General features: G+C 64.7%; 22 protein-coding genes and 2 pseudogenes. 11 read left to right on the top strand and 13 right to left on the bottom strand.

Annotation, left to right across the window (positions count from 1 at the left end; all coding sequences use genetic code 11):
• Positions 1-57 precede the first annotated feature (57 nt).
• From NKI69_RS08665 to NKI69_RS08675, 3 genes and pseudogenes are all read right to left on the bottom strand, one after another.
• Positions 58-957, bottom strand: a complete 900-nt coding sequence (locus tag NKI69_RS08665) for an SDR family oxidoreductase (protein ID WP_128305280.1) — start codon at positions 955-957, stop codon at positions 58-60.
• Positions 954-2107 (bottom strand): annotated as a pseudogene (gene queG / locus NKI69_RS08670) (tRNA epoxyqueuosine(34) reductase QueG). Before queG ends, NKI69_RS08665 begins: the two are co-directional and overlap by 4 nt.
• Positions 2088-2780 carry a glutathione S-transferase family protein gene (locus NKI69_RS08675; RefSeq protein ID WP_013528622.1) on the bottom strand — a complete coding sequence of 231 codons (693 nt, stop codon included), beginning with the start codon at positions 2778-2780 and terminating at the stop codon, positions 2088-2090. The pseudogene queG and the gene NKI69_RS08675 overlap by 20 nt, the downstream one beginning before the upstream one ends.
• 160 nt (positions 2781-2940) lie before the next feature.
• Here NKI69_RS08675 and NKI69_RS08680 point away from each other — a divergent pair, with 160 nt between their 5' ends.
• Positions 2941-3747: an undecaprenyl-diphosphate phosphatase gene (locus NKI69_RS08680; RefSeq protein WP_352720975.1), complete on the top strand. Its 807-nt coding sequence runs from the start codon at positions 2941-2943 to the stop codon at positions 3745-3747.
• Between the two features lie 276 nt (positions 3748-4023).
• On the opposite strand, the gene NKI69_RS08685 is transcribed toward NKI69_RS08680, so the two are convergent.
• Positions 4024-4401, bottom strand: coding sequence for a YraN family protein (locus NKI69_RS08685; protein ID WP_352720977.1), 378 nt, complete (start codon positions 4399-4401; stop codon positions 4024-4026).
• Positions 4394-5320 carry a 16S rRNA (cytidine(1402)-2'-O)-methyltransferase gene (gene rsmI, locus NKI69_RS08690; RefSeq protein WP_352720979.1) on the bottom strand — a complete coding sequence of 309 codons (927 nt, stop codon included), beginning with the start codon at positions 5318-5320 and terminating at the stop codon, positions 4394-4396. The genes NKI69_RS08685 and rsmI overlap by 8 nt, the downstream gene beginning before the upstream one ends.
• A 133-nt stretch (positions 5321-5453) precedes the next feature.
• Here rsmI and NKI69_RS08695 point away from each other — a divergent pair, with 133 nt between their 5' ends.
• Positions 5454-5645 carry a hypothetical protein gene (locus NKI69_RS08695; protein WP_127808453.1) on the top strand — a complete coding sequence of 64 codons (192 nt, stop codon included), beginning with the start codon at positions 5454-5456 and terminating at the stop codon, positions 5643-5645.
• Between the two features lie 73 nt (positions 5646-5718).
• On the opposite strand, the gene NKI69_RS08700 is transcribed toward NKI69_RS08695, so the two are convergent.
• The 6 genes from NKI69_RS08700 to rph form a co-directional block, all read right to left on the bottom strand.
• On the bottom strand, positions 5719-6156 hold the full coding sequence (locus tag NKI69_RS08700) for an EamA family transporter (RefSeq protein ID WP_023814162.1): 438 nt from the start codon (positions 6154-6156) through the stop codon (positions 5719-5721).
• Between the two features lie 25 nt (positions 6157-6181).
• Entirely contained in the window at positions 6182-6505 is a 324-nt protein-coding gene (locus NKI69_RS08705) for a low molecular weight protein tyrosine phosphatase family protein (protein WP_352720982.1), read from the bottom strand.
• A gap of 3 nt (positions 6506-6508) precedes the next feature.
• Positions 6509-7672, bottom strand: coding sequence for a radical SAM family heme chaperone HemW (hemW, locus tag NKI69_RS08710; protein WP_352679927.1), 1164 nt, complete (start codon positions 7670-7672; stop codon positions 6509-6511).
• Positions 7669-8316 (bottom strand): RdgB/HAM1 family non-canonical purine NTP pyrophosphatase, encoded by a 648-nt coding sequence (gene rdgB / locus NKI69_RS08715; RefSeq protein WP_352720984.1) that lies wholly within the window; start codon positions 8314-8316, stop codon positions 7669-7671. The genes hemW and rdgB overlap by 4 nt, the downstream gene beginning before the upstream one ends.
• Positions 8316-8726 (bottom strand): VOC family protein, encoded by a 411-nt coding sequence (locus NKI69_RS08720; protein WP_352613485.1) that lies wholly within the window; start codon positions 8724-8726, stop codon positions 8316-8318. The genes rdgB and NKI69_RS08720 overlap by 1 nt, the downstream gene beginning before the upstream one ends.
• A gap of 182 nt (positions 8727-8908) precedes the next feature.
• The gene (gene rph, locus NKI69_RS08725; protein ID WP_013528632.1) at positions 8909-9625 is read right to left on the bottom strand and encodes a ribonuclease PH; all 717 of its coding nucleotides are present in this window, start codon (positions 9623-9625) and stop codon (positions 8909-8911) included.
• A gap of 198 nt (positions 9626-9823) precedes the next feature.
• Here rph and hrcA point away from each other — a divergent pair, with 198 nt between their 5' ends.
• The 6 genes and pseudogenes from hrcA to NKI69_RS08755 all read left to right on the top strand — a co-directional run bounded on the left by hrcA (position 9824) and on the right by NKI69_RS08755 (position 15215).
• Positions 9824-10906 (top strand): heat-inducible transcriptional repressor HrcA, encoded by a 1083-nt coding sequence (gene hrcA, locus NKI69_RS08730; protein WP_127261208.1) that lies wholly within the window; start codon positions 9824-9826, stop codon positions 10904-10906.
• Positions 10907-10930: 24 nt separating this feature from the next.
• Positions 10931-11128, top strand: coding sequence for a hypothetical protein (locus NKI69_RS08735; RefSeq protein WP_023814156.1), 198 nt, complete (start codon positions 10931-10933; stop codon positions 11126-11128).
• A 98-nt stretch (positions 11129-11226) separates the two neighbouring features.
• Positions 11227-12579 (top strand): PQQ-dependent sugar dehydrogenase, encoded by a 1353-nt coding sequence (locus tag NKI69_RS08740; RefSeq protein ID WP_352442644.1) that lies wholly within the window; start codon positions 11227-11229, stop codon positions 12577-12579.
• A gap of 111 nt (positions 12580-12690) precedes the next feature.
• Positions 12691-13308 carry a LysE family translocator gene (locus NKI69_RS08745; RefSeq protein ID WP_352720987.1) on the top strand — a complete coding sequence of 206 codons (618 nt, stop codon included), beginning with the start codon at positions 12691-12693 and terminating at the stop codon, positions 13306-13308.
• Between the two features lie 176 nt (positions 13309-13484).
• Positions 13485-14465 (top strand): cysteine synthase A, encoded by a 981-nt coding sequence (gene cysK, locus NKI69_RS08750; protein ID WP_352720989.1) that lies wholly within the window; start codon positions 13485-13487, stop codon positions 14463-14465.
• Between the two features lie 131 nt (positions 14466-14596).
• Positions 14597-15215 (top strand): annotated as a pseudogene (locus tag NKI69_RS08755) (glutathione S-transferase family protein).
• A gap of 31 nt (positions 15216-15246) precedes the next feature.
• Here the strand turns inward: NKI69_RS08755 and NKI69_RS08760 are convergent.
• Both NKI69_RS08760 and NKI69_RS08765 read right to left on the bottom strand, forming a co-directional pair.
• The gene (locus NKI69_RS08760; protein WP_352720991.1) at positions 15247-16491 is read right to left on the bottom strand and encodes an RNA polymerase sigma factor; all 1245 of its coding nucleotides are present in this window, start codon (positions 16489-16491) and stop codon (positions 15247-15249) included.
• 5 nt (positions 16492-16496) lie between these two features.
• Complete coding sequence (locus NKI69_RS08765; protein WP_031213674.1) at positions 16497-16865, bottom strand: YciI family protein; 369 nt, start codon at positions 16863-16865, stop codon at positions 16497-16499.
• A gap of 260 nt (positions 16866-17125) precedes the next feature.
• On the opposite strand from NKI69_RS08765, the gene NKI69_RS08770 reads away from it, so the two are divergent.
• From NKI69_RS08770 to NKI69_RS08780, 3 genes are all read left to right on the top strand, one after another.
• Positions 17126-18085, top strand: coding sequence for a TAXI family TRAP transporter solute-binding subunit (locus NKI69_RS08770; protein WP_023813505.1), 960 nt, complete (start codon positions 17126-17128; stop codon positions 18083-18085).
• A 227-nt stretch (positions 18086-18312) separates the two neighbouring features.
• The gene (locus tag NKI69_RS08775) at positions 18313-20430 is read left to right on the top strand and encodes a TRAP transporter permease (RefSeq protein ID WP_352720993.1); all 2118 of its coding nucleotides are present in this window, start codon (positions 18313-18315) and stop codon (positions 20428-20430) included.
• Complete coding sequence (locus tag NKI69_RS08780; RefSeq protein ID WP_352443170.1) at positions 20427-20810, top strand: DUF1850 domain-containing protein; 384 nt, start codon at positions 20427-20429, stop codon at positions 20808-20810. Before NKI69_RS08775 ends, NKI69_RS08780 begins: the two co-directional genes overlap by 4 nt.
• Positions 20811-20959: the final 149 nt, after the last annotated feature.

Consider the following 20959-nt stretch of genomic DNA (forward strand, 5'->3'; position numbering starts at 1 on the left):
TTCTCCACCGCAATCCCAAGGCCGAATCATAGCACGCCGCGCCCGCGGCTTCGATCGTCAGCGCTTCATCGGGCTGCGCGCTTCGCCGTCACGCCAATCGCCGCTTGCCCACATATGATCGAAGGCGGCGCGGTAGTCGCGAAAGCGCAGGGAATAGCCCGCCGCCTTGATCGCCGCGTTGGCGACACGCTTGTTCTCGCCATAGAAGGACCGCGCCATGGGCGAAAGTTGGGCGGCGTCGAAGGGAATCTCGGGCGGCGGCTCTATGCCCATCAGCGAAGCGGCATAGGCGACGACATCCTGTGGCGGCGCCGGCAGATCGTCGGTGACGTTGAAGATGCCGCCTGTGTTTCCTTCGATGAGCTGCCACAGGGAGCCTGCAATGTCCTCGCAATGGATGCGGTTGAACACCTGGTCTGGCTTGACCAGCCGCCTTGCGGTGCCGTTTTCCAGATTGACCAGCGCGTTGCGGCCGGGGCCGTAGATGCCGGACAGGCGCAGGATCGCCCCCGGTCGGCCGATCTCGCGGCCCAGCTCCAGCCAGTCCTGTTCGGCGGCAACTCGCATCACCGAGCGCTTCGACACCGGCCGGCATTCAGCCGTTTCATCAACCCAGGCGCCGTCATAATTGCCATAAACCCCGACCGTAGAGAGATAGCCGATCCATTCCAGCAAAGGCATTTGAGCGATTGCCGCGCGCGCGGCATTCAAAACGGGATCGCCGGCCTCTTCCGGGGCAATCGAAATCAGCAGATGCGTTGTTTTTCCCAATGCATCACCGATTTCGCCGGTCATCGCGCCGTCGAACAGGAGCGGCGCGATACCGGCCTGCCGCAGCGTCTCGAATTTTTCCGGCGAGCGTGTCGTGCCGAAGATCGTCGCGGCGCCTTTGTTAGCCCGAGCAAAAGCCCTGCCGGAATAGCCGGCGCCGAAGATGAAGATCTGCTTTTCGCTCATGCATTCGCCCTGGTTGGCCGCGCCAGACGCCATTCGTCGCGCACGGCTTCGTCGCTCTCGGTTTTCAGGCCGATGGCTGCCCTTTCTGAATATTCGGCGTCGAGCACCAGCCGCGCCAGCGCCCATATTGCCGCGCCCCGCACCAGCGGCGAAGCATCGTCCAGCAAGACGCGCACAGTGTCGGCAAGAGAGGCATCGCCGGAATTGCCGGCGGCGATCAGCACGTTGCGAATGAACCGGTCGCGGCCGATGCGTTTTATCGGCGAACCGGAGAAGAAAGCGCGGAAGGCCACGTCATCGAGACCCAAAAGGTCGGCGAGCGGCGGCTCGCGCAAATCATCGCGCGCGACGAGTTTTGCTTCGGAAGCCGCCCTGGCGAATTTGTTCCACGGGCAGGCGGCAAGACAATCTCGCAGCCATAGATGCGGTTGCCGATCTTTTCACGGAACTCATGCGGGATCGGCCCCTTGTTCTCGATGGTGAGATAGGAAATGCAGCGCCGCGCATCGAGCCGGTAGGGCGCCGGAAAAGCATCGGTCGGGCACGCGTCGAGGCAGGCGCGGCAGGAGCCGCAATGATCGATCTCGGCGCGGTCGGGCACGAGTTCGGCGGTGGTGAAGATGGTGCCGAGGAACAGCCAGGAGCCGTGCTCGCGGCTGACCAGATTGGTGTGCTTGCCTTGCCAGCCGAGCCCGGCGGCCTCGGCCAGTGGCTTTTCCATCACCGGCGCAGTGTCGACGAACACCTTCACATCACCGCCGGCGCGCGCCACGAGCTTGCCTGCGATCTCCTTCAGCCGCCCCTTCATCACATCGTGATAGTCGCGGTTCTGCGCATAGACCGAGATGGCGCCACGGTCGCGCTTGGCCAGCACGCCGCGCGGATCATGGTCGGGGCCGTAGTTCATCGCCAGCACGACGATCGACCGCACCTGCGGCCACAGTGCCGCCGGTTCGGCCCGGCGTTGCAGCGTCTCGGCGATCCAGTCCATCGAGCCGTGAAAGCCATCGGCGACGAATTCGGCCAGGCGCGCCGGCGCCAGCGGGATCGCATCGGGGGAGGTGACGGCGACGGCATCGAAGCCGGCGCGCTGCGCCTCCGCGTCGATCAGCGCGCGCAGTTTTGCGGCGTCAGAAGTCGAGGTCCGCATAGTGCGACACCGGTGACAGGCCACGCACCCGGTCGGTCAAAAGCGGCCGGAAAGAGGGCCGCGACTTGACCCGTGTGTACCATTCGCGTGCAGCGCTGTGCTCGCGCCAGTCGATCTCGCCGAGATAATCGAGCACCGACAGCGTCGCCGCGGCCGCGAGATCGGCATAGGTGACCCTCGAACCGGCCAGCCAATGGCGGGTGCCGGCCAGCCAGTTGGTGTATTTCATGTGCTGGCGGATGTTGGCGCGCGCGGCACGGATCGCGCCCGAATCGGGCGAGCCGCCGCCCGCCGTTTCCGGCATGACCGGCTTCAGCACGCGCTCGCGCACCAGATGGCGGGTGACTTCGCTTTCAGCCTTGTTGAGGTACCAGTCGATCAGCCGGCGGATTTCGGCGCGCTGCATCGGGTCTTCGGCGAACAGCCGCTTGTCGCGCTTCAGCACGCCGCGCGTTTCATCGAGATATTCCGATATGACCGTCGCGCCGACGATCGGCACGTCGCCTTCGGCCAGCAGGATCGGCAGCGTGCCGGCCGGGTTCAGCGCCAGGAACTCCTTGCGCCGGGTCCACGGCTTTTCCTCGATCAAAGCCAGCTCCTCGCCATACTCGCCGAATGCGAGGCGGACGAAGCGACAGGTGGCGAACATGGGATGGTGGAAAAGCGTCAGCATGGTTCCGCGATGATAAAGCGCACTGGCGAATCGCAGGGCGCACCGGTAAGTCTTGGCCGCCCGGTTAGCGGGCCGTCAGGGTGTTGCGACCTATAGGGGGACTTCAACGCCATGACAAGCAAGCCCTTCTGTCAGCCGTCACGCCAATGCCGAGGTAGCCATGGAAAGCCAGACCATCGTCGAAGCCCTGCTGCTCGGCCTGCTGGAGGGGCTGACCGAGTTCATCCCGGTGTCGTCGACCGGCCATATTCTGCTTGCCGGTCATTTCCTCGGCTTCCATTCGACCGGCAAGGCCTTCGAGATCCTGATCCAGCTCGGCGCCATCCTGGCGATCCTCAGCGTCTATTTCCCCCGGCTGTGGAAGATGCTGCTCGACCTGCCGCATGACCGGCTGACGCGGCATTTCGCCATCGGCATCCTGATCGCCTTCCTGCCGGCGGCGATCATCGGCGCGCTGGCGCATGATTTCATCAAGACGGTGCTGTTCGAATCGCCGAGGCTGATCTGCATCATGCTGATCATCGGCGGCGTCGTGCTGCTGGCGGTGGACCGCATGAACCTCAAGCCGGTCTACCGCGATGTCGAGCGCTTCCCGACCCGGCTTTACCTGCAGATCGGGCTTTTCCAGTGCCTGTCGCTCATTCCCGGCACATCGCGTTCGGGCTCGACCATCGTCGGCGCCCTGCTTTTGGGCGTCGATAAGCGCGCGGCTGCGGAATTTTCCTTCTTCCTTGCGATCCCGACCATGGTCGGCGCCTTCGCCTTCGACCTGTTCAAGAACCGCAACGTGCTGAGCAGTGCCGACCTGCCGATCATCGCCGTCGGCTTCGTCGCCGCCTTCGTCACGGCGCTGATTGTCGTGCGCTTCCTGCTCGACTACGTCTCGCGCAAAGGCTACGCGCTGTTCGGCTGGTGGCGGCTAGTGGTCGGCGGTGTCGGGTTGGTGGCGCTGATGATCTGGGGGTGAGGAGTGATCCGCGAAGCGGACCCTACGCTTCGTCATCCACGGGCGGAGCAAGGAGCGTAGCGACGCAGCGCAGACCCGAGGATCCATGCCGTGACGTCGATCGGAGGGTTCGGCGATCGAGAATAGCCATCGCCAAGCTCGCCAAATCCGGCGAAAAGTCTCCCAATTCCTGCACCGTAGAGGCGCTTAGAGGTCGCGGCATGGATCATCGGGTCTCCGCGACGGAGCTTCGCTCCTGCTCCGCCCGTGGATGACGAATGAAGGAGGGACGCTCCCTCAACTCCTTCCGTAAAACGCGTTCTCGACATGCACCGGCCAGCGCCAGGGCAGTACCGCGACCATGTCGAAGCGCATCGACAATCTGCCGTAGTCCGCTTGGCGTGACAGCCAGATGTCGGCCGCACCTTCTATGCGTCGCTCCGATTCGTGGCCGATCGCCTCCATGGCTTCCATCAGCGTGCGCCGCGCCTTGACCTCGACGAACAGCACCAGATCGCCGCGCCGCGCGATCAGGTCGATCTCGCCGAAGCGCGTACGATGGCGGCGCGCGAGAATCCGGTAGCCCTTGAGCATCAGCGCCAATGCGGCCAGCCATTCGCCGCGATGGCCGCGCCGATAGGCCTTTTGGCGGCTGGCGCTCGGGCGTTCAGCCACTGCCCTCTCCGGAAACATCCTTGAGTTCCAGCAGCCGCCGATAGAGACCCTGCTTCTGGCCGCCGGTCATCTTCGCGGCTTCCGCCGCCGCTTTGGAGGCCGGCATCTCGGCGGCAAGCGACAAAAGCAGCCGGTCGATGTCGGCGGGCTCGTCGGCCCTGGCCTCGGCCGGACCGACGCAGACGACGATCTCGCCCTTCGGCGTATCGGCCGCAGCATAGTGGTCGGCCAGCGCCTGAAGCGTGCCGGTGCGCATCTCCTCGAAGGTCTTGGTCAATTCACGGCCGATCGCCGCCTTGCGCTCGCCGCCCAGCGCTTCGACCATGGCACCGAGGGATTCGGCCAGCCGGCGCGGCGATTCGAAGAAGATCAGCGTCGCCGGCACGGCTTTCAGTGCCTCCAGCCGCGTCAACCGCTGCCCGGTCTTCACCGGCAAAAAGCCGGCGAACATGAAGGCATCGGAGGGCAGGCCGGATGCCGTCAGCGCCGCCAGCGGCGCCGATGGGCCGGGGATCGGCACGACGCGAATGCCGTGGTCGAGCGCCTCGCCGACCAGCCGGTAGCCGGGATCGGACACCAGCGGCGTGCCGGCATCGGAGATCAACGCCACGCTCTGTCCGGCCTGGAGCGCCGCGATCAGCTTCGGCCCGGCCTCGCCGGCATTGTGCTCATGATAGGCCGTGGTGCGACGGCGGATGCCGTAGCGGTCGAGCAGCACGCGCGACACCCGCGTGTCTTCGCAAGCGACGATGTCGGCGGCGGCCAGCGTCTCCAGCGCGCGCAGCGTGATGTCGGCGAGATTGCCGATCGGCGTCGCCACCAGATAGAGCGCCGGCTCCAATGGCCGTGCCGCGATCTCGGTCTGCCCGACCACATAGCTGCGCTTGCTCGTCTCTGCGGTCACCGATGACTTCTCCATTCAGCCCTGTTTGGCACGGCTGACGCGGGCTTGCAAAAGCTGACGCCGATGTAAGGAATTCGCCTTTCCTTTGCCACAGTGGGGAACCAAACCGGCGTTGGCAGATTAGCCCCTGATTCCGGAGGAGGACAGGATGGACAGCCTGAAGATACAGGACGCTTTCGAGCCCTACTATGCCGGCCGCAAGCGCGGTGCCGCGCCCACGGCCAAGCGCCCGCCCGCCAAGACCGAGAACAGCCTGACCAAAGAGCGGACCGCGAGCACCTCGCCGACGAAGGGCAGGCTTTCCGACAGCAACAAACCAGACAGCACGACGGAGCACTGACCGGACGATGCCCAATCGCTTCGATATCTTCATCACCCGTCTTGAAACAAAGAATGCCCGCAACGGCGCGCAACTAGCCTCGATAGGCGACCAGCACCGCGCCCGCCGCGATAAGGGCGACGCCAAGCCAATTCGCTCCGGACAACCGCTCGCCGAGAAAGGCCGCGCCAAACACCGCCACAAGCACGACGCTTAGCTTGTCGATCGGCGCCACCTGCGCCGCATTGCCGATCTTGAGCGCCCGAAAATAGCAGAGCCATGAGGCGCCGGTCGCCAGACCGGACAGGCCGAGGAAAGCCCAGGTCTTTCCCGAGATTGTAGCCGGCGACTGGAACTGGCCGCTGGCGAGCAGGATGGCACCGAGCACGATCAGGATGATGACCGTGCGGATGAAGGTGGCGAAATCGGAATTGATGTTCTCGATGCCGACTTTGGCGAAGACCGCCGTCAGGGCCGCGAATGCAGCCGAGAGGAGGGCCCAGAATTGCCAGGAGGATACGGTCAGGTTCATGCCGGTGGCCTTTGCGGATGGCGTCTCAACCGAGATACCGTGAAACGCGTGCCTTCAGAAGGCTAATCAACTCAAGATCCATGAATTCATACTCGTCAGGTATATCGAGGCAGATAACACGGGCCTTCTTCAGGCTGGCCTTGAATTTCTTCTGCAGTTTGGTGCGGTGCGCCTTTTCCATGACGAAGATGAGGTCGGCCCACGCCACCAGATAATGCGTCAGCGGCGTGTCGGCATCGTGGTTGGTCCCCGCCGAGGCCACCTCGATATCCCGGCGCGTTGAAAACACCTGTTCGGCGGTCGGGCTGCGCAAGCGGTTCTGGCTGCATACGAAGAGGACGTTCTTCAAGGGTTAGCGCGCCAGGTCCGCCACTACGGCGTCGAGCACGATCATACCGGCCGGCGTGGCGCGCAGGCGCGAATTGCCGATCGGCGCTACCAGCCCCTCTCCCTGCAGCATCGACAGTCGCGCGCTCGACAGGCCGCGTCCGGAGAACGCTTCGTAGCGGGAGAGGTCGATGCCTTCGGCGAGCCGCAGGCCCATCAGCAGGAATTCGTCGGCCTCTTCCGAACGCGTCAGGATTTCGCCGCCGGTGACGCCATGGCCCTTGGCCTCGACCAGATTGGCCCAGGTTTCCGGCATCCGCTCGGCGATCGTCACCGTGCGGCGACCGTTCTCGACGAAGCGGCCATGCGCGCCGGGTCCAACGCCGACATATTCGCCATAGCGCCAATAGGTGAGGTTGTGCCGGCTCTCGGCGCCCGGCCTTGCGTGGTTGGAAATCTCGTAGGCCGGCAAACCATGCGCCGATGTAATCTCCTGCGTCAGCGCATAGAGGTCGGCGGCGTGGTCATTGTCGGGAATGATGAATTTCTTTGCCGCGTGCAGGGCGTGGAAGGGCGTGCCTTCCTCGATGGTCAGCTGATAAAGCGACAGATGGTCGGCGGCATGGCCGATCGCCTGTTCCAGCTCCGATGCCCAAGCGTCCGGGGTCTGGCCGGGGCGGGCATAGATCAGGTCGAAGGATAGCCTTGGGAATATTTCCCGCGCGAGGCCGATGGCGTGCAGCGCTTCCTCGACATTGTGCAGCCGCCCGAGGAAGCGCAAATCCTTGTCATCCAGCGCCTGCACGCCGAGCGACACGCGGTTGACGCCGGCTGCCCGGTAGCCGCGAAAGCGTTCGGCCTCGACCGAGGACGGATTGGCCTCCAGCGTCACCTCGATGCCGTCAGGCACAGTCCAGTTCTTCGCCACGGCGTCCAGAACCCTGGCCACCGTTTCCGGCTTCATCAGCGACGGCGTGCCGCCGCCGAGAAAAATGCTGGTCACCTCGCGCGGCCCGGTGCGTTCGCGCATCGTCGCCAGCTCGGCCTCGAAGGCGCTGGCAAAACGATCCTGGTCGACGGGCTGGTGGCGGACATGGCTGTTGAAGTCGCAATAGGGGCACTTGGCCGCGCAGAACGGCCAGTGGACATAGACGCCGAAGCCGGGCGCCCGGTCGAGCAGCATGCTCATGTCGAGCCCAATCTCGCTTTGGCGAATTTCTGGAAGGCGCGAGCGCGATGCGACAGCGCCGTCGGCTGGCCGGGCTTCCAGCCGTGCTTTTCCTCGGCCGTCATCTCACCAAAAGTCTTGTCGAAGCCGTCGGGGAGGAAGACCGGGTCGTAGCCGAAGCCGAGTTCGCCGCGCGGCGGCCAGACCAGCGTGCCTTCGGCCTCGCCGCGATAATATTCCGCCTCGCCGTCGGGAAACGCCAGGCAGATGACGGCAACGAAACGTCCCTTGCGCTGTTGCGGCAAGGCCGCGCCGACTTCCTGCAACGCCACTTCGGTGCGCTGCATGGCCATGCCGAAATCGCGCGATCCATCCGGGGTTTCGGCCCAGTTGGCGGTGTAGACGCCGGGCGCGCCGTCGAGCGCGTCGACGCACAGGCCGGAATCGTCCGACAGCGCCGGCAGGCCTGTCGCCTTGGCTGCGGCGAGCGCTTTGATGTAGGCGTTCTCCTCGAAGGTGGTACCGGTCTCGTCCGGTTCCGGCAGGCCATACTCCTTGGCCGATTTCGCTTCGAAGCCGAACGGCCCCATCAGGTCGGCGAATTCGCGCAGCTTGCCTTCATTGTGGCTGGCGACGACGATCTTCTTTCCGTCGAGAGAATGCATCAAAGGCCCCAGATTCGTGGCTCGGCGAATTCGATCGAATTGCCCGAGGGGTCGCGTGTATAGATCGAACGGCCGCCCTGCGGCCATTCAAATTCGCTTTCGATAGCGATGTTCTTCGCCTCAAGATGCGCTTTCCAGCGCACGATTTCGTCGGCGGTCGCAGCAAAGCAGAGATGGCCTTCGCCGACCGTGCCGTGCGGCGGCACCGGCAGCCTGGCGTCGGACGCCGGCGGGATTTTGGTCGCCTCGGCGTTGAAGACGAGCAGCACGCCGGGGCCGCAGCGGAAGAAGAGATGCCGGCCGGCCACCTTGCCGAGGAGGGGGAGGCCGAGGATGTCGGTGTAGAAGGTTTCCGCTGCGGTCAGGTCGCTGACGTAGAGAGCTGATTCAAGGATGGCAGAGGGCATCACGAGGCACCCCCCTCTGCCCTGCCGGGCATCTCCCCCGCAAGGGGGGAGATTGGCAGCCTCCGCATCGCCGCGCCCTTTGCAACGTTAGAGATTAGCGAAGCCCGAAACGACATCCGATCTCCCCCCTTGCGGGGGAGATGCCCGGCAGGGCAGAGGGGGGTGTTCAAGCTCGGCATTTAATCCTAAGCCACTGCCATCTGCTGCAAACTCACCAACCGCTGGATGCCTTTCTTGGCCAGGCCCATCAAGTCCGCGAACTGCTCTTCGGAGAAAGGCTCGCCCTCGGCGGTGCCTTGGATCTCGACGATGCCACCCTTGCCGGTCATGACGAAATTGGCGTCGGTGCCGGCCGCGGAATCCTCGATATAGTCGAGGTCGATAACCGGCTGACCGTCATGGATGCCGCAGGAGATCGCAGCGACATGGTCCTTCAGCACCTTGGCGACGCTGGCCATCTGGCGCGCTTCCATCCAGCGCAGGCAGTCATACAGCGCCACCCAGCCGCCGGTGATCGATGCGGTGCGGGTGCCGCCATCGGCCTGGATGACGTCGCAGTCGACGGTGATCTGCTGCTCGCCCAGCGCCTGCAAATCGACCACGGCGCGCAGGGAGCGGCCGATCAGCCGCTGGATTTCCAGCGTGCGGCCGCCCTGCTTGCCGGCCGAAGCCTCGCGGCGCATGCGCTCGCCGGTCGAGCGCGGCAGCATGCCGTATTCGGCCGTCACCCAGCCCTTGCCGGAATTGCGCATCCAGCCAGGCACTTTTTCCTCAAGGCTGGCCGTGCACAGGACATGCGTGTCGCCGAACTTCACCAGGCACGAGCCTTCGGCATGCTTGGAGACGCCGCGCTCGAAGGAGATGGCACGCATTTCGTCGAATTGGCGTTTGGAAGGGCGCATTCAGGCTGCTTTCTTGTCATTTTTCGGAATCTTGGCCGGCTTGTAACCGCATGGGACGCGTGGCGCAAAGGAAAATGGCCTGACGATCTGACGCAGACACCGGGTGATCTCACACAGACACCGGGTGATCTCACAAAGACACCGGGTTGCGCGGGTGCAGTGTAAGTCTATATCCTTGGGCCGGAGGTTTTTGGCCGTATGACCAAGGCAGTCGATCCGAGTTCGCAGTCGCCCGCGCTTCAGTCGCTCGATATGCGTTCCCGCGACATCTTCCGGCGCATTGTCGATTCCTACCTCAGGGACGGTGAACCGGTGGGCTCGCGCAGCCTGTCGCGCATCCTGCCGTCCTCGCTGTCGCCGGCGACCATCCGCAACGTGATGAGCGATCTCGAGCATCTCGGCCTGATCTACGCGCCGCACATCTCGGCCGGCCGGTTGCCGACGCAGGCCGGCCTGCGTTTCTTCGTCGATGCCTTCATGGAGCTTGGCGACCTTTCCGACGAGGAGCGCCGCGCCATCGAGGCACAGGTTCGGGCGTCCGGCTCGGGCGCGACGCTGGAACACATGCTGACCGAGGCCAGCCAGATGCTGTCAGGCATGTCGCGCGGCGCCGGCCTGGTGCTGGCCGCCAAGAACGAGGTGGCGCTGAAGCACATCGAATTCATCCAGCTCGAACCGACCAAGGCGCTGGCGGTGCTGGTGTCGCAGAATGGCGACGTCGAAAATCGCGTCGTCGAGCTGCCCGCCGGCATCACCGTCTCGCAACTGCACGAGGCCTCGAATTTCCTCAACGCCCATATACGCGGCCGCACGCTGGCCGAGGCGCGGATCGAGATCGCCCGCATCAAGGAAGAAACCCGCGCCGCACTCGACACGCTGTCGCAGGACCTGGTCGAAAAGGGACTGGCGGTGTGGGCAGGCGCAGACAGCGGCCTGCCGGCGCGGCTGATCGTGCGTGGCCGCGCCAATCTGCTCGAAAACGTCACCGCCCAGGCCGACATCGAACTGCTGCGCCATCTGTTCGAGGACATGGAGACGCAGGACGGGCTTATCCAGCTGCTTGACCTCGCCGAAGAGGGATCGGGCGTGCGCATCTTCATCGGCTCGGAAAACAAGCTGTTTTCGCTGTCAGGCTCGTCGCTGGTTGTCGCGCCCTATCGCGACAAGGATGCCCGCGTCGTGGGCGCGCTCGGCGTCATCGGCCCGACCCGGCTGAACTACGCGCGCATCGTCCCAATGGTCGACTATACGGCGCAGCTGATTTCCCGCATGCTGCGCTGAGCTGATCCAACCGAGGAGACGATGATGGCGCTCGAAGAATTCAAGGCCCGGATCAGCCTGCTGCTGGAAGAGATGGTCAACCAGCCGGAAGACCAGCACGAGATCCAGGAGCAGTTGCGTGAAAAACTGCAGGAAATGCGCGCCATGGGATTGCCGCTGCCGGCTGACCTCGTCGAGTTGGAAAAACGCCTCGACGACGATTTTTACGCCGCCGGGACCTGAGCCGGGAAACCGGAAGCTTCCTCCACCTCATCGTGTGCCGTGGAACGATCGACGAGACCGCTCGTTCCTGTTCTCACGCCCAAACATTGGAGGACCGAATGATGCGTTTTGCCGGCCCCGCACTTTTCGCCGCACTGTTTCTCTCGACCGCTTCGTTCGCGCAGCAGGCGGACGAGCCGGTGCTGAAAGGTGCGGCCGCCTTCGGCGACTGGCGAGCGGACAAGCCGGGCACACGTCGGCTGATCAGACCGGATGATCTGCCTAAGCCCTATGCCAACAGATCGACCTCGAACAGCGCCGGCGTTGCGGACATGCCGGCAGACGCGAAGCTGCAACTGCCGCCGGGATTCTCGGCCGAGCTGGTTGCATCAGGCATCGACAATCCACGCGTCGTGCGCGTCGCGCCGAACGGTGACCTGTTCGTCGCCGACAGCAAAGCAAATCAGGTCCGCATCTATCGCCTGGCGGAAGGCAGCGCGAGCCCTGTGCAGGACGGCATCTTTGCCGGCAATCTCAAACGGCCCTATGGCATTGCCTTCTATCCGCCGGGCGCTGACCCGCAATGGATCTATGTCGCCAACAGCGACAGCATCGTGCGCTTTGCCTACCGCAATGGCGACCTGAAGGCCTCCGGCGATCCGGAAACCATCGTCGGCAACATCCCCGCCAATCATCACTGGACCCGCGACATCGCCTTTTCGCCGGATGGCAAGACGCTTTATCTGTCGGTCGGCTCGGGATCGAATGTCGCCGAGCGCATGGGCAAGGAACCGAAGGGCGGCCTCGACGCCTGGGCGAAGTCGCAGCCGCTCGGCGCCACATGGGGATCCGAGGACGGCCGCGCCGGCGTCCTGGCCTTCGATCCCAATGGCAAGAATGGCCGCATCCTTGCCACCGGCCTGCGCAACTGCTCGGGCATGACCGTGCAGCCGGCGACCGGCGCGCTGTGGTGCGTCGTCAACGAACGGGATGCGCTTGGCGACAATGTGCCGCCCGAATACGCGACCGTGATCAAGGACGGCGCCTTCTATGGCTGGCCGTGGTATTATATCGGCGACAATGAGGATCCGCGCCACAAGGGTGAGCGCCCCGATCTTGCCGGCAAAACGACCGTTCCCGATGTGCTGATGCAGGCGCATTCGGCGCCGCTCAACATCGCCTTCTACGATGGGAAGAGCTTTCCGGCCGAGTACAAGGGCGATGCTTTCGTCGCTCTGCACGGGTCATGGAACCGCGGCAACCGGACCGGCTACAAGGTGGTGCGGTTGCTGTTCAAGGACGGCAAGCCAACCGGCGAGTATGAGGATTTCATCACCGGCTTCGTCGTCTCGAACGGTGAGGTCTGGGGGCGGCCGGTCGGCGTGGCGGTGGCCCTGGATGGCGCGCTGATCGTCACCGAGGACGGCAACGGCACCATCTGGCGTGTCACCCATGGCGACGGTCGTTCCTGAGCGCAGTTCGCACAGGCGTGGTGCAATCGAATCCGAGTTTCAGGGAATTCACGCCCGCCGGACTTTGTGCGATAGGATGCCGTGATAGCAGCGTCGCGCAAGGCCGCAACCATGACCCTCACCGGATTCCTCGCCTACAGCGCCGCTCTCGGCATCGCCGCCGCGATTCCTGGTCCCGGCATCACCGCGCTGGTCGCCCGTGCGCTCGGCTCCGGCTTCCGCTCGTCGCTGGCGATGTCCTTTGGCCTGATGGTTGGCGACATCACCTATCTGACCGCTGTGGTGCTCGGCCTCGCCATCGTTGCACAGAGTTTCGGCATGGTTTTCCTGGCCATCAAATGGCTCGGCGTCGCCTATCTCGCCTTCCTCGGCTGGCGCTTCTGGAACAGCGGCATCACGCCCGAGACCGTCGAGGCCAGAAAAGGCAAAAGCGGGTTGCTGTCGAGCTTTGCCGCCGGCCTGACCGTCACGCTCGGCAATCCGAAGACGATGATCTTCTACCTCGCCATCACGCCGACCATCGTCGACCTGAAGACCATTACGCTGGCCGACTACGGCATTCTCGTCGCGCTGACGGTCGTCGTGCTTCTGGTGGTGCTGGTGCCGTATCTGGCGCTGGCCGCCAAGGCGCGCTGGTTCCTGAAGTCGCCGCGCGCGCTCAAGGCGCTGAACCGTACGGCTGCCGGCTTCATGGTCGGTGCCGCTGCAGCGATTGCCGCCCGCCAATAGCGGGCTTTCGGCCAAAGCATTTCGCAAACAGGCCTTTGCGGGAAATGCTTTTCCGAGACGGCACTGTTTTAGACACAGGTCCCACTCGGATATTTTCAATCGACAGTCTATCTTGCGCGGTCGAAGGTCCTATGTTGCCCGCAAATCCACTTGCCTGAATTCTGGGAGCGAAACCAATGAACAAGCCCGCCACATCAGCCCGCGTGCCCGGCCGCGGCCGCGTCTACGATTCCATCACCGACACGATCGGCGATACGCCTCTGGTGCGGCTCGACAAATTCGCTCGGGAAAAGGGCATCGTCGCCAATCTCATCGCCAAGCTCGAATTCTTCAATCCGATCGCCTCGGTCAAGGACCGCATCGGCGTGGCGATGATCGAGGCGCTGGAGGCGTCAGGCAAGATTTCTCCCGGCAAGACCACGCTGATCGAACCGACGTCGGGCAACACCGGCATTGCGCTTGCCTTCGCCGCTGCCGCCAAGGGCTACAAGCTGATCCTGACGATGCCCGAAACGATGTCGATCGAGCGCAGGAAAATGCTGGCGCTGCTCGGCGCCGAGCTGGTGCTGACAGAAGGCCCGAAAGGTATGAAGGGCGCCATCGCCAAGGCCGACGAACTGGCAGCGACGATCCCCAACGCGATCATCCCGCAGCAGTTCGAGAACCCGGCCAATCCGGAAATCCACCGCACGACAACGGCCGAGGAAATCTGGAACGATACGCATGGCGAGGTCGATATCTTCGTCGCCGGCATCGGCACCGGCGGCACCATCACCGGCGTCGGCCAGGTGCTGAAGAAGCGCAAGCCCTCGGTGCATGTCGTCGCCGTCGAGCCGGACTCCTCGCCGGTTCTGTCGGGCGGCCAGCCCGGCCCGCACAAGATCCAGGGCATCGGCGCCGGCTTTGCGCCCAAAATCCTCGACACGACGATCTATGACGAGATCGTCAAAGTGTCGAACGAGGATTCCGTGGCCAATGCCCGCCTCGTCGCCCGCCTCGAAGGCGTGCCGGTCGGCATCTCTTCGGGCGCCGCCCTGCAGGCGGCCATCGTCGTCGGCTCGCGGCCGGAGAACAAGGGCAAAAATCTTGTGGTGGTCATCCCGTCCTTCGCCGAGCGTTACCTGTCGACCATCCTGTTCGAGGGGCTGGGATCGTAATCCGACGCTTCTTCGTGACCAAGCTGGCCCGCTGAAAAAACGCCCGTGGCCGCCATCGGCGGCTTGAGCACGACACCGCTTCCGGTTCATATCGCCCCCGGCCTGCTTTGCGCGGGCCGGGGGAGGATTTCATGTACAAGCTTTATACCCGTCCCGGCAGCGGCGGCTTCGTGGTCGAGGCGGCGCTGGCGCTGGCCAATGTACCATTTGAGCAGATCGACGTGCCGAAGACCGACCGGCCCGATCCCGCCTTCCTCGACATCAGTCCGTTGAACCAGGTGCCGGTGCTGACCCTGCCGGACGGAAGGTCGATGACCGAATCGGCAGCGATCTGCATCGTGCTTGCCGAGCGCCACCCCGACGCCAATTTGGCGCCGGGAGCAGAAGCGCCTGCCCGCGCGGATTTCCTGCGCTGGATGGCCTTTATGTCGTCTGTTCTCTATTCGGCAGGGCTGCGTTTCTACTACGCATACCGCTACACTGCCGGTCCCGAAGGCAGTCAAGCAGGCGGCCGTGGCCGAGATGGACCGTGGCTTTACCATTCTCGATGCCGCGCTCGAAGGCCGTGACTGGCTGGTCGGTGACCGGATGTCGCTGGCCGACATCTATCTGGTCATGCTGGTGGCCTGGCATCCCGACATCGACAAGGCGCGGGCGGCCTGGCCCGAGATCGAGCGTCTGTGGTCGAAGCTGCGCGGGCACCCGCTGATGAGGACGCTCAACACATCGCATGAGATGTGGCCAGGCTGAACGAGCCGGCAAGGCGCCGCCTTGGCGAGGCTCAGTTTCGAAGCACCGCTCTTTTACCTTGCAGGAACCGGCGCACCGCCGGGTCTCGCTCGAGGCCGATCGCCCGGTCGTAGGCTTCGCAGGCTTGCGGTACCTGACCAAGCCTGGCCAGGAGACCGGCGCGTGCGGCCCAATAGGGCTGGTACTCGTCAAGCCGCTTGTCGTCGCCCAGCACGTAAAGGGCCGCCAATCCGGCCACTGCGCCCTCGGCCTCGGCGATCGCCACCGCGCGGTTTATCGCCACCACCGGCGATCCTGCGATCGAAAGCAGCGCGTCGTAGAGTTCCTGGATCGCCACCCAGTCGGTGCGGCCGGTGAACCTTCGTGCCGCATGCGCGGACTGCACGGCCGCCTCAAGCTGGTAACGGCCGATGACGCCCTTGGACGCGGCGTGGGAAAGCAGCGCCTCCGCCTCATCGATGAGGGCGCGGTCCCATAGAAGGCAATCCTGTTCCGCCAGCGGCACGAAGTCGCCTTCGGCACTGCGCCGTGCGGCGCGGCGGGACTCAGCAAACAGCATCAGCGACAAGAGGCCCAGTGCCTCCGGCTCCTCCGGCAACAGCGAAGCCACCAGCCGGCCGAGCCAGATGCCTTCGGTCGCCAGGTTGCGGCGCCGCGTTTCGGTGCCCGCCGGATCGGACCAACCTTCGGCGAAGGCGGCGTAGATCGCTTCCAGCACCGCATCCAGCCGTTCCCCGAGTTCGGCCCGCTCCGGCACGCGGAACGGAATGCCGGTTTCACGGATGCGGGACTTGGCCCGCACCAGGCGCTGGCCCATGGCTGCGGGCGAGACCAGGAAGGCGGAGGCGATCGTCGCGGCGTCGAACCCCAGCACCGTCTGCAGGATAAGTGGCGAGCGTACGCTCGATTCGATCGCCGGATGGGCGCAAGCGAACATCAGCCGCAGCCGATCGTCGGGCAGATCTTCCTCGGTCATGCGTGCCTCCGCCTCCTGCGCAATCAGCTTGAGATGCTGGCGGCCGGCCTCGCTGGTGAGCCGCCGCCGCACCGCATCGACACGGCGCCGCCGCGCCACCGCCAGCAGCCAGGCTTCCGGCTTTTCCGGCACGCCGGTTCGCGGCCAGCGCTCGAGGGCGGCCGCAAAGGCATCGGCCAGCGCGTCCTCGGCGGCGGCCACGTCGCGCGTGCGCGCCGCGAGCCAGGCGACCAGCTTGCCGTAGCTCTGCCGCGCGGCCGCCGCGGCGGCCGCCCGGGCGATGTCCGGGCGACTGTCCATCACCGTCATTTCTTGGGCATGTAGTCGGCCATTTCCCAGATCGGCCGCAATTCGACCGTGCCGGTGCTGGCTGCCGGACAGCGTGCCGCCCATTCGATGGCTGTATCGATGTCAGCCGCCTCGATCATGTAGAAGCCGGCAAGCTGCTCCTTGGTGTCGGCGTAGGGGCCGTCGATCACGTTGGTCTTGCCGTCAGCGATCCGCACCGAGGTGGTGGCCTGGGTCGGGCGCAGCCTTTCGCCAGCCAGCCACGCACCGGATTTCTTCAACGCTTCGGTATAGGCGCCATAGGCCGCGCTCATCTGCTGGGCCTTCTCGATCGGCGTGTTCGCCAATGCGGCTTCGTCGCTATTGATCAAAATCATGTATCGCATGGTCTTCTCCCGTTTTGCGAAGGCCGCGTCCTTGCGAGGCCGGACGTATGTCGCGCGGCAGTGGCCGATTTCGACAGGCTGCTCAAAAAACTTTCGGCCCCGATGGCTTTTTGTGCAAGCGGCCATCTGTTTCCTGATCCCTCAACCGTTCGTCTAACGAGCACAATTGCGGGTTGGCATTTGCGGCTCGCTGTCTAAACTCGCCCCGGTTCGCATCTAGGAGGCGGTGCGGTCGTCGATATTTTCAGGGAGGAGATCCGATGTTCAATTTCAGAACGAAATTCGTTGCAGCCGGCGCCGTGGCGCTCTCGCTTGGCCTGGGCACCATCTCAGCCAGGGCGCAGGAATTCATCAATGTGCTGACCGGCGGCACATCCGGCGTCTATTATCCGCTCGGCGTGGCGCTGTCGGAAATCTACGGCAAGGGCATCGAAGGCGCACGCACCCAGGTGCAGGCGACAAAGGCTTCGGTCGAAAACCTCAATCTGTTGCAGCAGGGCAAGGGCGAGATTGCGTTTGCGCTGGGCGATTCCGTCAAGCTGGCCGCCGAAGGCAATGCCGAGGCCGGTTTCCCCGGCAAGCTCGATAAATTGCGCGGCATCGCCGCCATCTATCCCAATTATATCCAGATCGTCGCCAGCCAGGAGTCCGGCATCAAGACGCTGGCCGACCTCAAGGGCAAGAGCCTGTCGGTCGGCGCGCCTGCCTCCGGCACCGAGCTCAACGCCCGCGCCATCTTCGCCGCCGCCGGGCTGAAATATGAGGATCTCGGCCGGGTCGAATACCTGCCCTTCGCCGAATCGGTCGAACTGATCAAAAACCGGCAGCTCGACGCCACGCTGCAATCGGCCGGGCTCGGCGTCGCCTCGATCCGCGACCTCGCCACCTCGGTGCCGATCAATGTCGTGGCGGTGCCAGCAGAGGATGTTGCGAAGATCGGCTCGCCCTATCTTTCGGTGGTCATTCCCAAGGGTACCTATGAGGGCCAGAGCGAGGATGTCGCCACCGCCGCCGTCGGCAATTTCCTCATCACCCGCGCCGATGTCTCCGACGAAACCGCCTACCAGATGACCAAGCTTTTGTTCGAGCATCTCGACCAGCTTGCCGCGGCCCACGCCGCCGCCAAGGCGATCGACCCGGCCAAGGCGCTCGACGGCATGCCGGTGCCGCTGCACCCCGGTGCCGAGCGTTATTACAAGGAGAAGGGGCTGTTGAAGTAAGACGCGTGGCAACCTGACATGTCTTCGCCAGGCGCCCCCCTCTGCCCTGCCGGGCATCTCCCCCTCAAGGGGGGAGATTGGACGTCACCACACCCTTCGCCAATCGCTAACGTTGCAGGACGTGCGCAGACACCAACGCTGCTGATCTCCTCCCTTGAGGGGGAGATGCCCGGCAGGGCAGAGGGGGGCGCCACGCACTACACTTCGCTCCTTTTGGAGACCGTCGGATGAGCGAAGCAACGTCTGGAACAATACCCGACGGCAAATCCGCCACCTTCCATCTTCCTGTCGTCGAAGAGCAGGTCGAAGGCCTGCCGCCAGGCTTCGGCGACGGCATCGCCGGCAAGGCCGCCTTTCTCACCGCCGTCGCCTTTTCCGTGTTCCAGATTTATGTCGCCGCCTATGGCAGCATTCCGAGCCAGGTGGTGCGGGCCATGCATGTCGGCTTCCTGCTGCTGCTTGGCTTTGGCCTGATTGCCAATCTGCGCGCCAAGAGCCTGCCGGCGAAAGCCGCGTTCTGGACGCTCGGGGCGCTCGGCTTCGGCACCGGCCTGTACAATTGGGTGTTCTACACCGACCTCATCCGGCGCTCCGGCTTCCTGACCACGCCCGATCTGATCGTCGGCGCGGTGCTGGTGGTGCTTGTCTTCGAAGCCGCGCGGCGGCTGATGGGCCTGCCGCTGGCGGTCATCGCCTTCATCTTCCTCGCCTATTGCTTCGTCGGCAACCATTTGCCGCCGCCGCTCATCCATCGCGGCTATGATTTCGCCCAGCTCGTCGACACCTTCGCCTACGGCACCGAAGGCATCTACGGCACGCCGATCTATGTCTCGGCCGCCTACATCTTCATCTTCGTCGTCTTTGCCGCCTTCCTCGAACGTGCCGGCATGATCGCGCTGTTCAACGATTTCGCGCTCGGCCTTGTCGGCACATGGCGCGGCGGCCCGGCGCAGGTCTGCGTGCTGTCGTCGGCGCTGATGGGCACCATTTCCGGCTCGGGCGTCGCCAATGTGGTGGCCAGCGGCCAGTTCACCATCCCGCTGATGAAGCGCTTCGGCTTCCGCTCGGCCTTTGCCGGCGCCGTCGAGGCGACCTCCTCGATGGGCGGCCAGATCATGCCGCCGGTGATGGGCGCGGTCGCCTTCATCATGGCCGAGACGCTGAACGTGCCTTATGCCGAAGTGGTCAAGGCGGCGATCATCCCGGCGCTGCTCTATTTCGGCGCCTGCTTCTGGCAGGTGCATCTGGAAGCCGGCAAGGCCGGCCTGCACGGCATGGCCAAGGCCGAGCTGCCCAACCCGTGGGACGCGGTGCGGCAACACTGGCCGCTGGTGCTGCCGCTGGCAGCGCTGATCTATCTGCTGTTTGCCGGCTACACGCCGATCTTCGCCGGCACGATGGGCCTGGCGCTGACCATCGTGCTCATCCTCGGCACGCCGCTAGCGGCGGCGATCGGACCGCTCGCCTTCCGCATCGTCTTCTGGATCGCCCTCGGGCTTGCCGCCGCTTCGTTCATGAAGTTCGGCGTCAACCTCCTCGGCCTGGTGATCGCCGCACTGGTCGTTGCCTGCTTCACGTTCAAGGGCGGCCGCGCGACGTTGCAAATCTGCGTCGACTCGCTTGCCGAAGGCGCCAAGAACGCGCTGCCGGTCGGCATTGCCTGCGCCATCGTCGGCATCGTCATCGGCACGCTGACGCTGACCGGCATCGCCTCGACCTTCATCGGCTGGATCATCTCGATCGGCCAGGACAATCTGTTCCTGTCGCTGGTGTTGACCATGGTCACCTGCCTGGTGCTCGGCATGGGCATCCCGACCATCCCCAACTACATCATCACCTCGTCGCTGGCCGGGCCGGCGCTGCTGGAACTCGGCGTGCCGCTGCTGGTCAGCCACATGTTCGTGTTCTATTTCGGCATCATGGCCGATCTGACGCCGCCGGTGGCGCTGGCCGCGTTTGCCGCCGCACCGATGGCTAGGGAAAGCGGCCTCAAGATCGGCATCCAGGCGACCAAGCTCGCCATTGCCGGCTTCGTCGTGCCGTTCATGGCGGTCTATACGCCGGCGCTGATGCTGCAGGACGCCGGGCCAATCGCCGCCCAGTTCGGCTATCCCGTCGAGGTCGCATACATCGTCGCCAAGGCGTGCATGGGCATCGTGTTGTGGGGTGCCGCCGCCGTCGGCTTTCTCGCCCGCCGCATGGCGTTGTGGGAACGGCTCATCGCCTTCGCGGCCGGCGTGCTTCTGGTCGCTGCGGTGCCGCTCACCGACGAGGCCGGCTGGGTGCTGGCGCTGGCCTGGATCGGCTGGCACTATTTTCGCTCACGGCAGGCCGCCAAAGCATGAGCCTGTGCATCCTGGCCGCCGGCAAGACGGTGACGCTCTCCGTTGCCGCCTTCACGCTGTCCTGGACGCATTCGGTGGAACGGACGCGGTGGGAGGAGGACTGGAAGATCACGCCTTCCGGCCTGCAGGTGGTCGAAGCCCGGATCGAGGGTTCGGGTGCCGGCATGGAGCCCCCGGAAGGCGCGGTGCTGCGCGACGGCTGGTGGATCTATGCGCCTGATGTCGGCCCGCAGCGGCGCGTCGTGCTGGCCGCCTCCGGCGCGACCGGTGACGGGTGGACGCTGTGCACGGCTCAGGGCTGCAGGGAGCTCGGCAAGACTGCAGGCAGACCGATCGTGCTTGAGCCATGCGGGCCGGATGGCACCGGCCAACCACGATAACGCGTGATCGGCCTTCTGAGCAGATGAGAAATCTCGCCGGGAACGTGGAAGCGGCTACCCTCGGCAGCTTCGAACAATGTGGGCAGCGATCACAGCCACCTTGGCAACGCAAATGGACAATGCAGCCGCCAGAAGCCGTCGGTGTTAGA

The organism is Mesorhizobium sp. M0491 (assembly GCF_040321265.1).
Classification (GTDB): domain Bacteria; phylum Pseudomonadota; class Alphaproteobacteria; order Rhizobiales; family Rhizobiaceae; genus Mesorhizobium.

What these genes read in the sequence shown, in the direction of transcription:
- rdgB (WP_352720984.1), bottom strand. Translation starts at nt 8,316, where the DNA reads ATGCATTCTCTCGACGGAAAGAAGATCGTCGTCGCCAGCCACAATGAA.
- NKI69_RS08675 (WP_013528622.1), bottom strand. Translation starts at nt 2,780, where the DNA reads ATGCTGACGCTTTTCCACCATCCCATGTTCGCCACCTGTCGCTTCGTC.
- NKI69_RS08775 (WP_352720993.1), top strand. Translation starts at nt 18,313, where the DNA reads ATGAGCGAAGCAACGTCTGGAACAATACCCGACGGCAAATCCGCCACC.
- NKI69_RS08695 (WP_127808453.1), top strand. Translation starts at nt 5,454, where the DNA reads ATGGACAGCCTGAAGATACAGGACGCTTTCGAGCCCTACTATGCCGGC.
- rsmI (WP_352720979.1), bottom strand. Translation starts at nt 5,320, where the DNA reads ATGGAGAAGTCATCGGTGACCGCAGAGACGAGCAAGCGCAGCTATGTG.
- NKI69_RS08765 (WP_031213674.1), bottom strand. Translation starts at nt 16,865, where the DNA reads ATGCGATACATGATTTTGATCAATAGCGACGAAGCCGCATTGGCGAAC.
- NKI69_RS08740 (WP_352442644.1), top strand. Translation starts at nt 11,227, where the DNA reads ATGATGCGTTTTGCCGGCCCCGCACTTTTCGCCGCACTGTTTCTCTCG.
- NKI69_RS08745 (WP_352720987.1), top strand. Translation starts at nt 12,691, where the DNA reads ATGACCCTCACCGGATTCCTCGCCTACAGCGCCGCTCTCGGCATCGCC.
- hrcA (WP_127261208.1), top strand. Translation starts at nt 9,824, where the DNA reads ATGACCAAGGCAGTCGATCCGAGTTCGCAGTCGCCCGCGCTTCAGTCG.
- NKI69_RS08760 (WP_352720991.1), bottom strand. Translation starts at nt 16,491, where the DNA reads ATGGACAGTCGCCCGGACATCGCCCGGGCGGCCGCCGCGGCGGCCGCG.
- rph (WP_013528632.1), bottom strand. Translation starts at nt 9,625, where the DNA reads ATGCGCCCTTCCAAACGCCAATTCGACGAAATGCGTGCCATCTCCTTC.
- NKI69_RS08735 (WP_023814156.1), top strand. Translation starts at nt 10,931, where the DNA reads ATGGCGCTCGAAGAATTCAAGGCCCGGATCAGCCTGCTGCTGGAAGAG.
- NKI69_RS08680 (WP_352720975.1), top strand. Translation starts at nt 2,941, where the DNA reads ATGGAAAGCCAGACCATCGTCGAAGCCCTGCTGCTCGGCCTGCTGGAG.
- NKI69_RS08700 (WP_023814162.1), bottom strand. Translation starts at nt 6,156, where the DNA reads ATGAACCTGACCGTATCCTCCTGGCAATTCTGGGCCCTCCTCTCGGCT.
- NKI69_RS08770 (WP_023813505.1), top strand. Translation starts at nt 17,126, where the DNA reads ATGTTCAATTTCAGAACGAAATTCGTTGCAGCCGGCGCCGTGGCGCTC.
- cysK (WP_352720989.1), top strand. Translation starts at nt 13,485, where the DNA reads ATGAACAAGCCCGCCACATCAGCCCGCGTGCCCGGCCGCGGCCGCGTC.
- NKI69_RS08780 (WP_352443170.1), top strand. Translation starts at nt 20,427, where the DNA reads ATGAGCCTGTGCATCCTGGCCGCCGGCAAGACGGTGACGCTCTCCGTT.
- hemW (WP_352679927.1), bottom strand. Translation starts at nt 7,672, where the DNA reads ATGAGCATGCTGCTCGACCGGGCGCCCGGCTTCGGCGTCTATGTCCAC.
- NKI69_RS08665 (WP_128305280.1), bottom strand. Translation starts at nt 957, where the DNA reads ATGAGCGAAAAGCAGATCTTCATCTTCGGCGCCGGCTATTCCGGCAGG.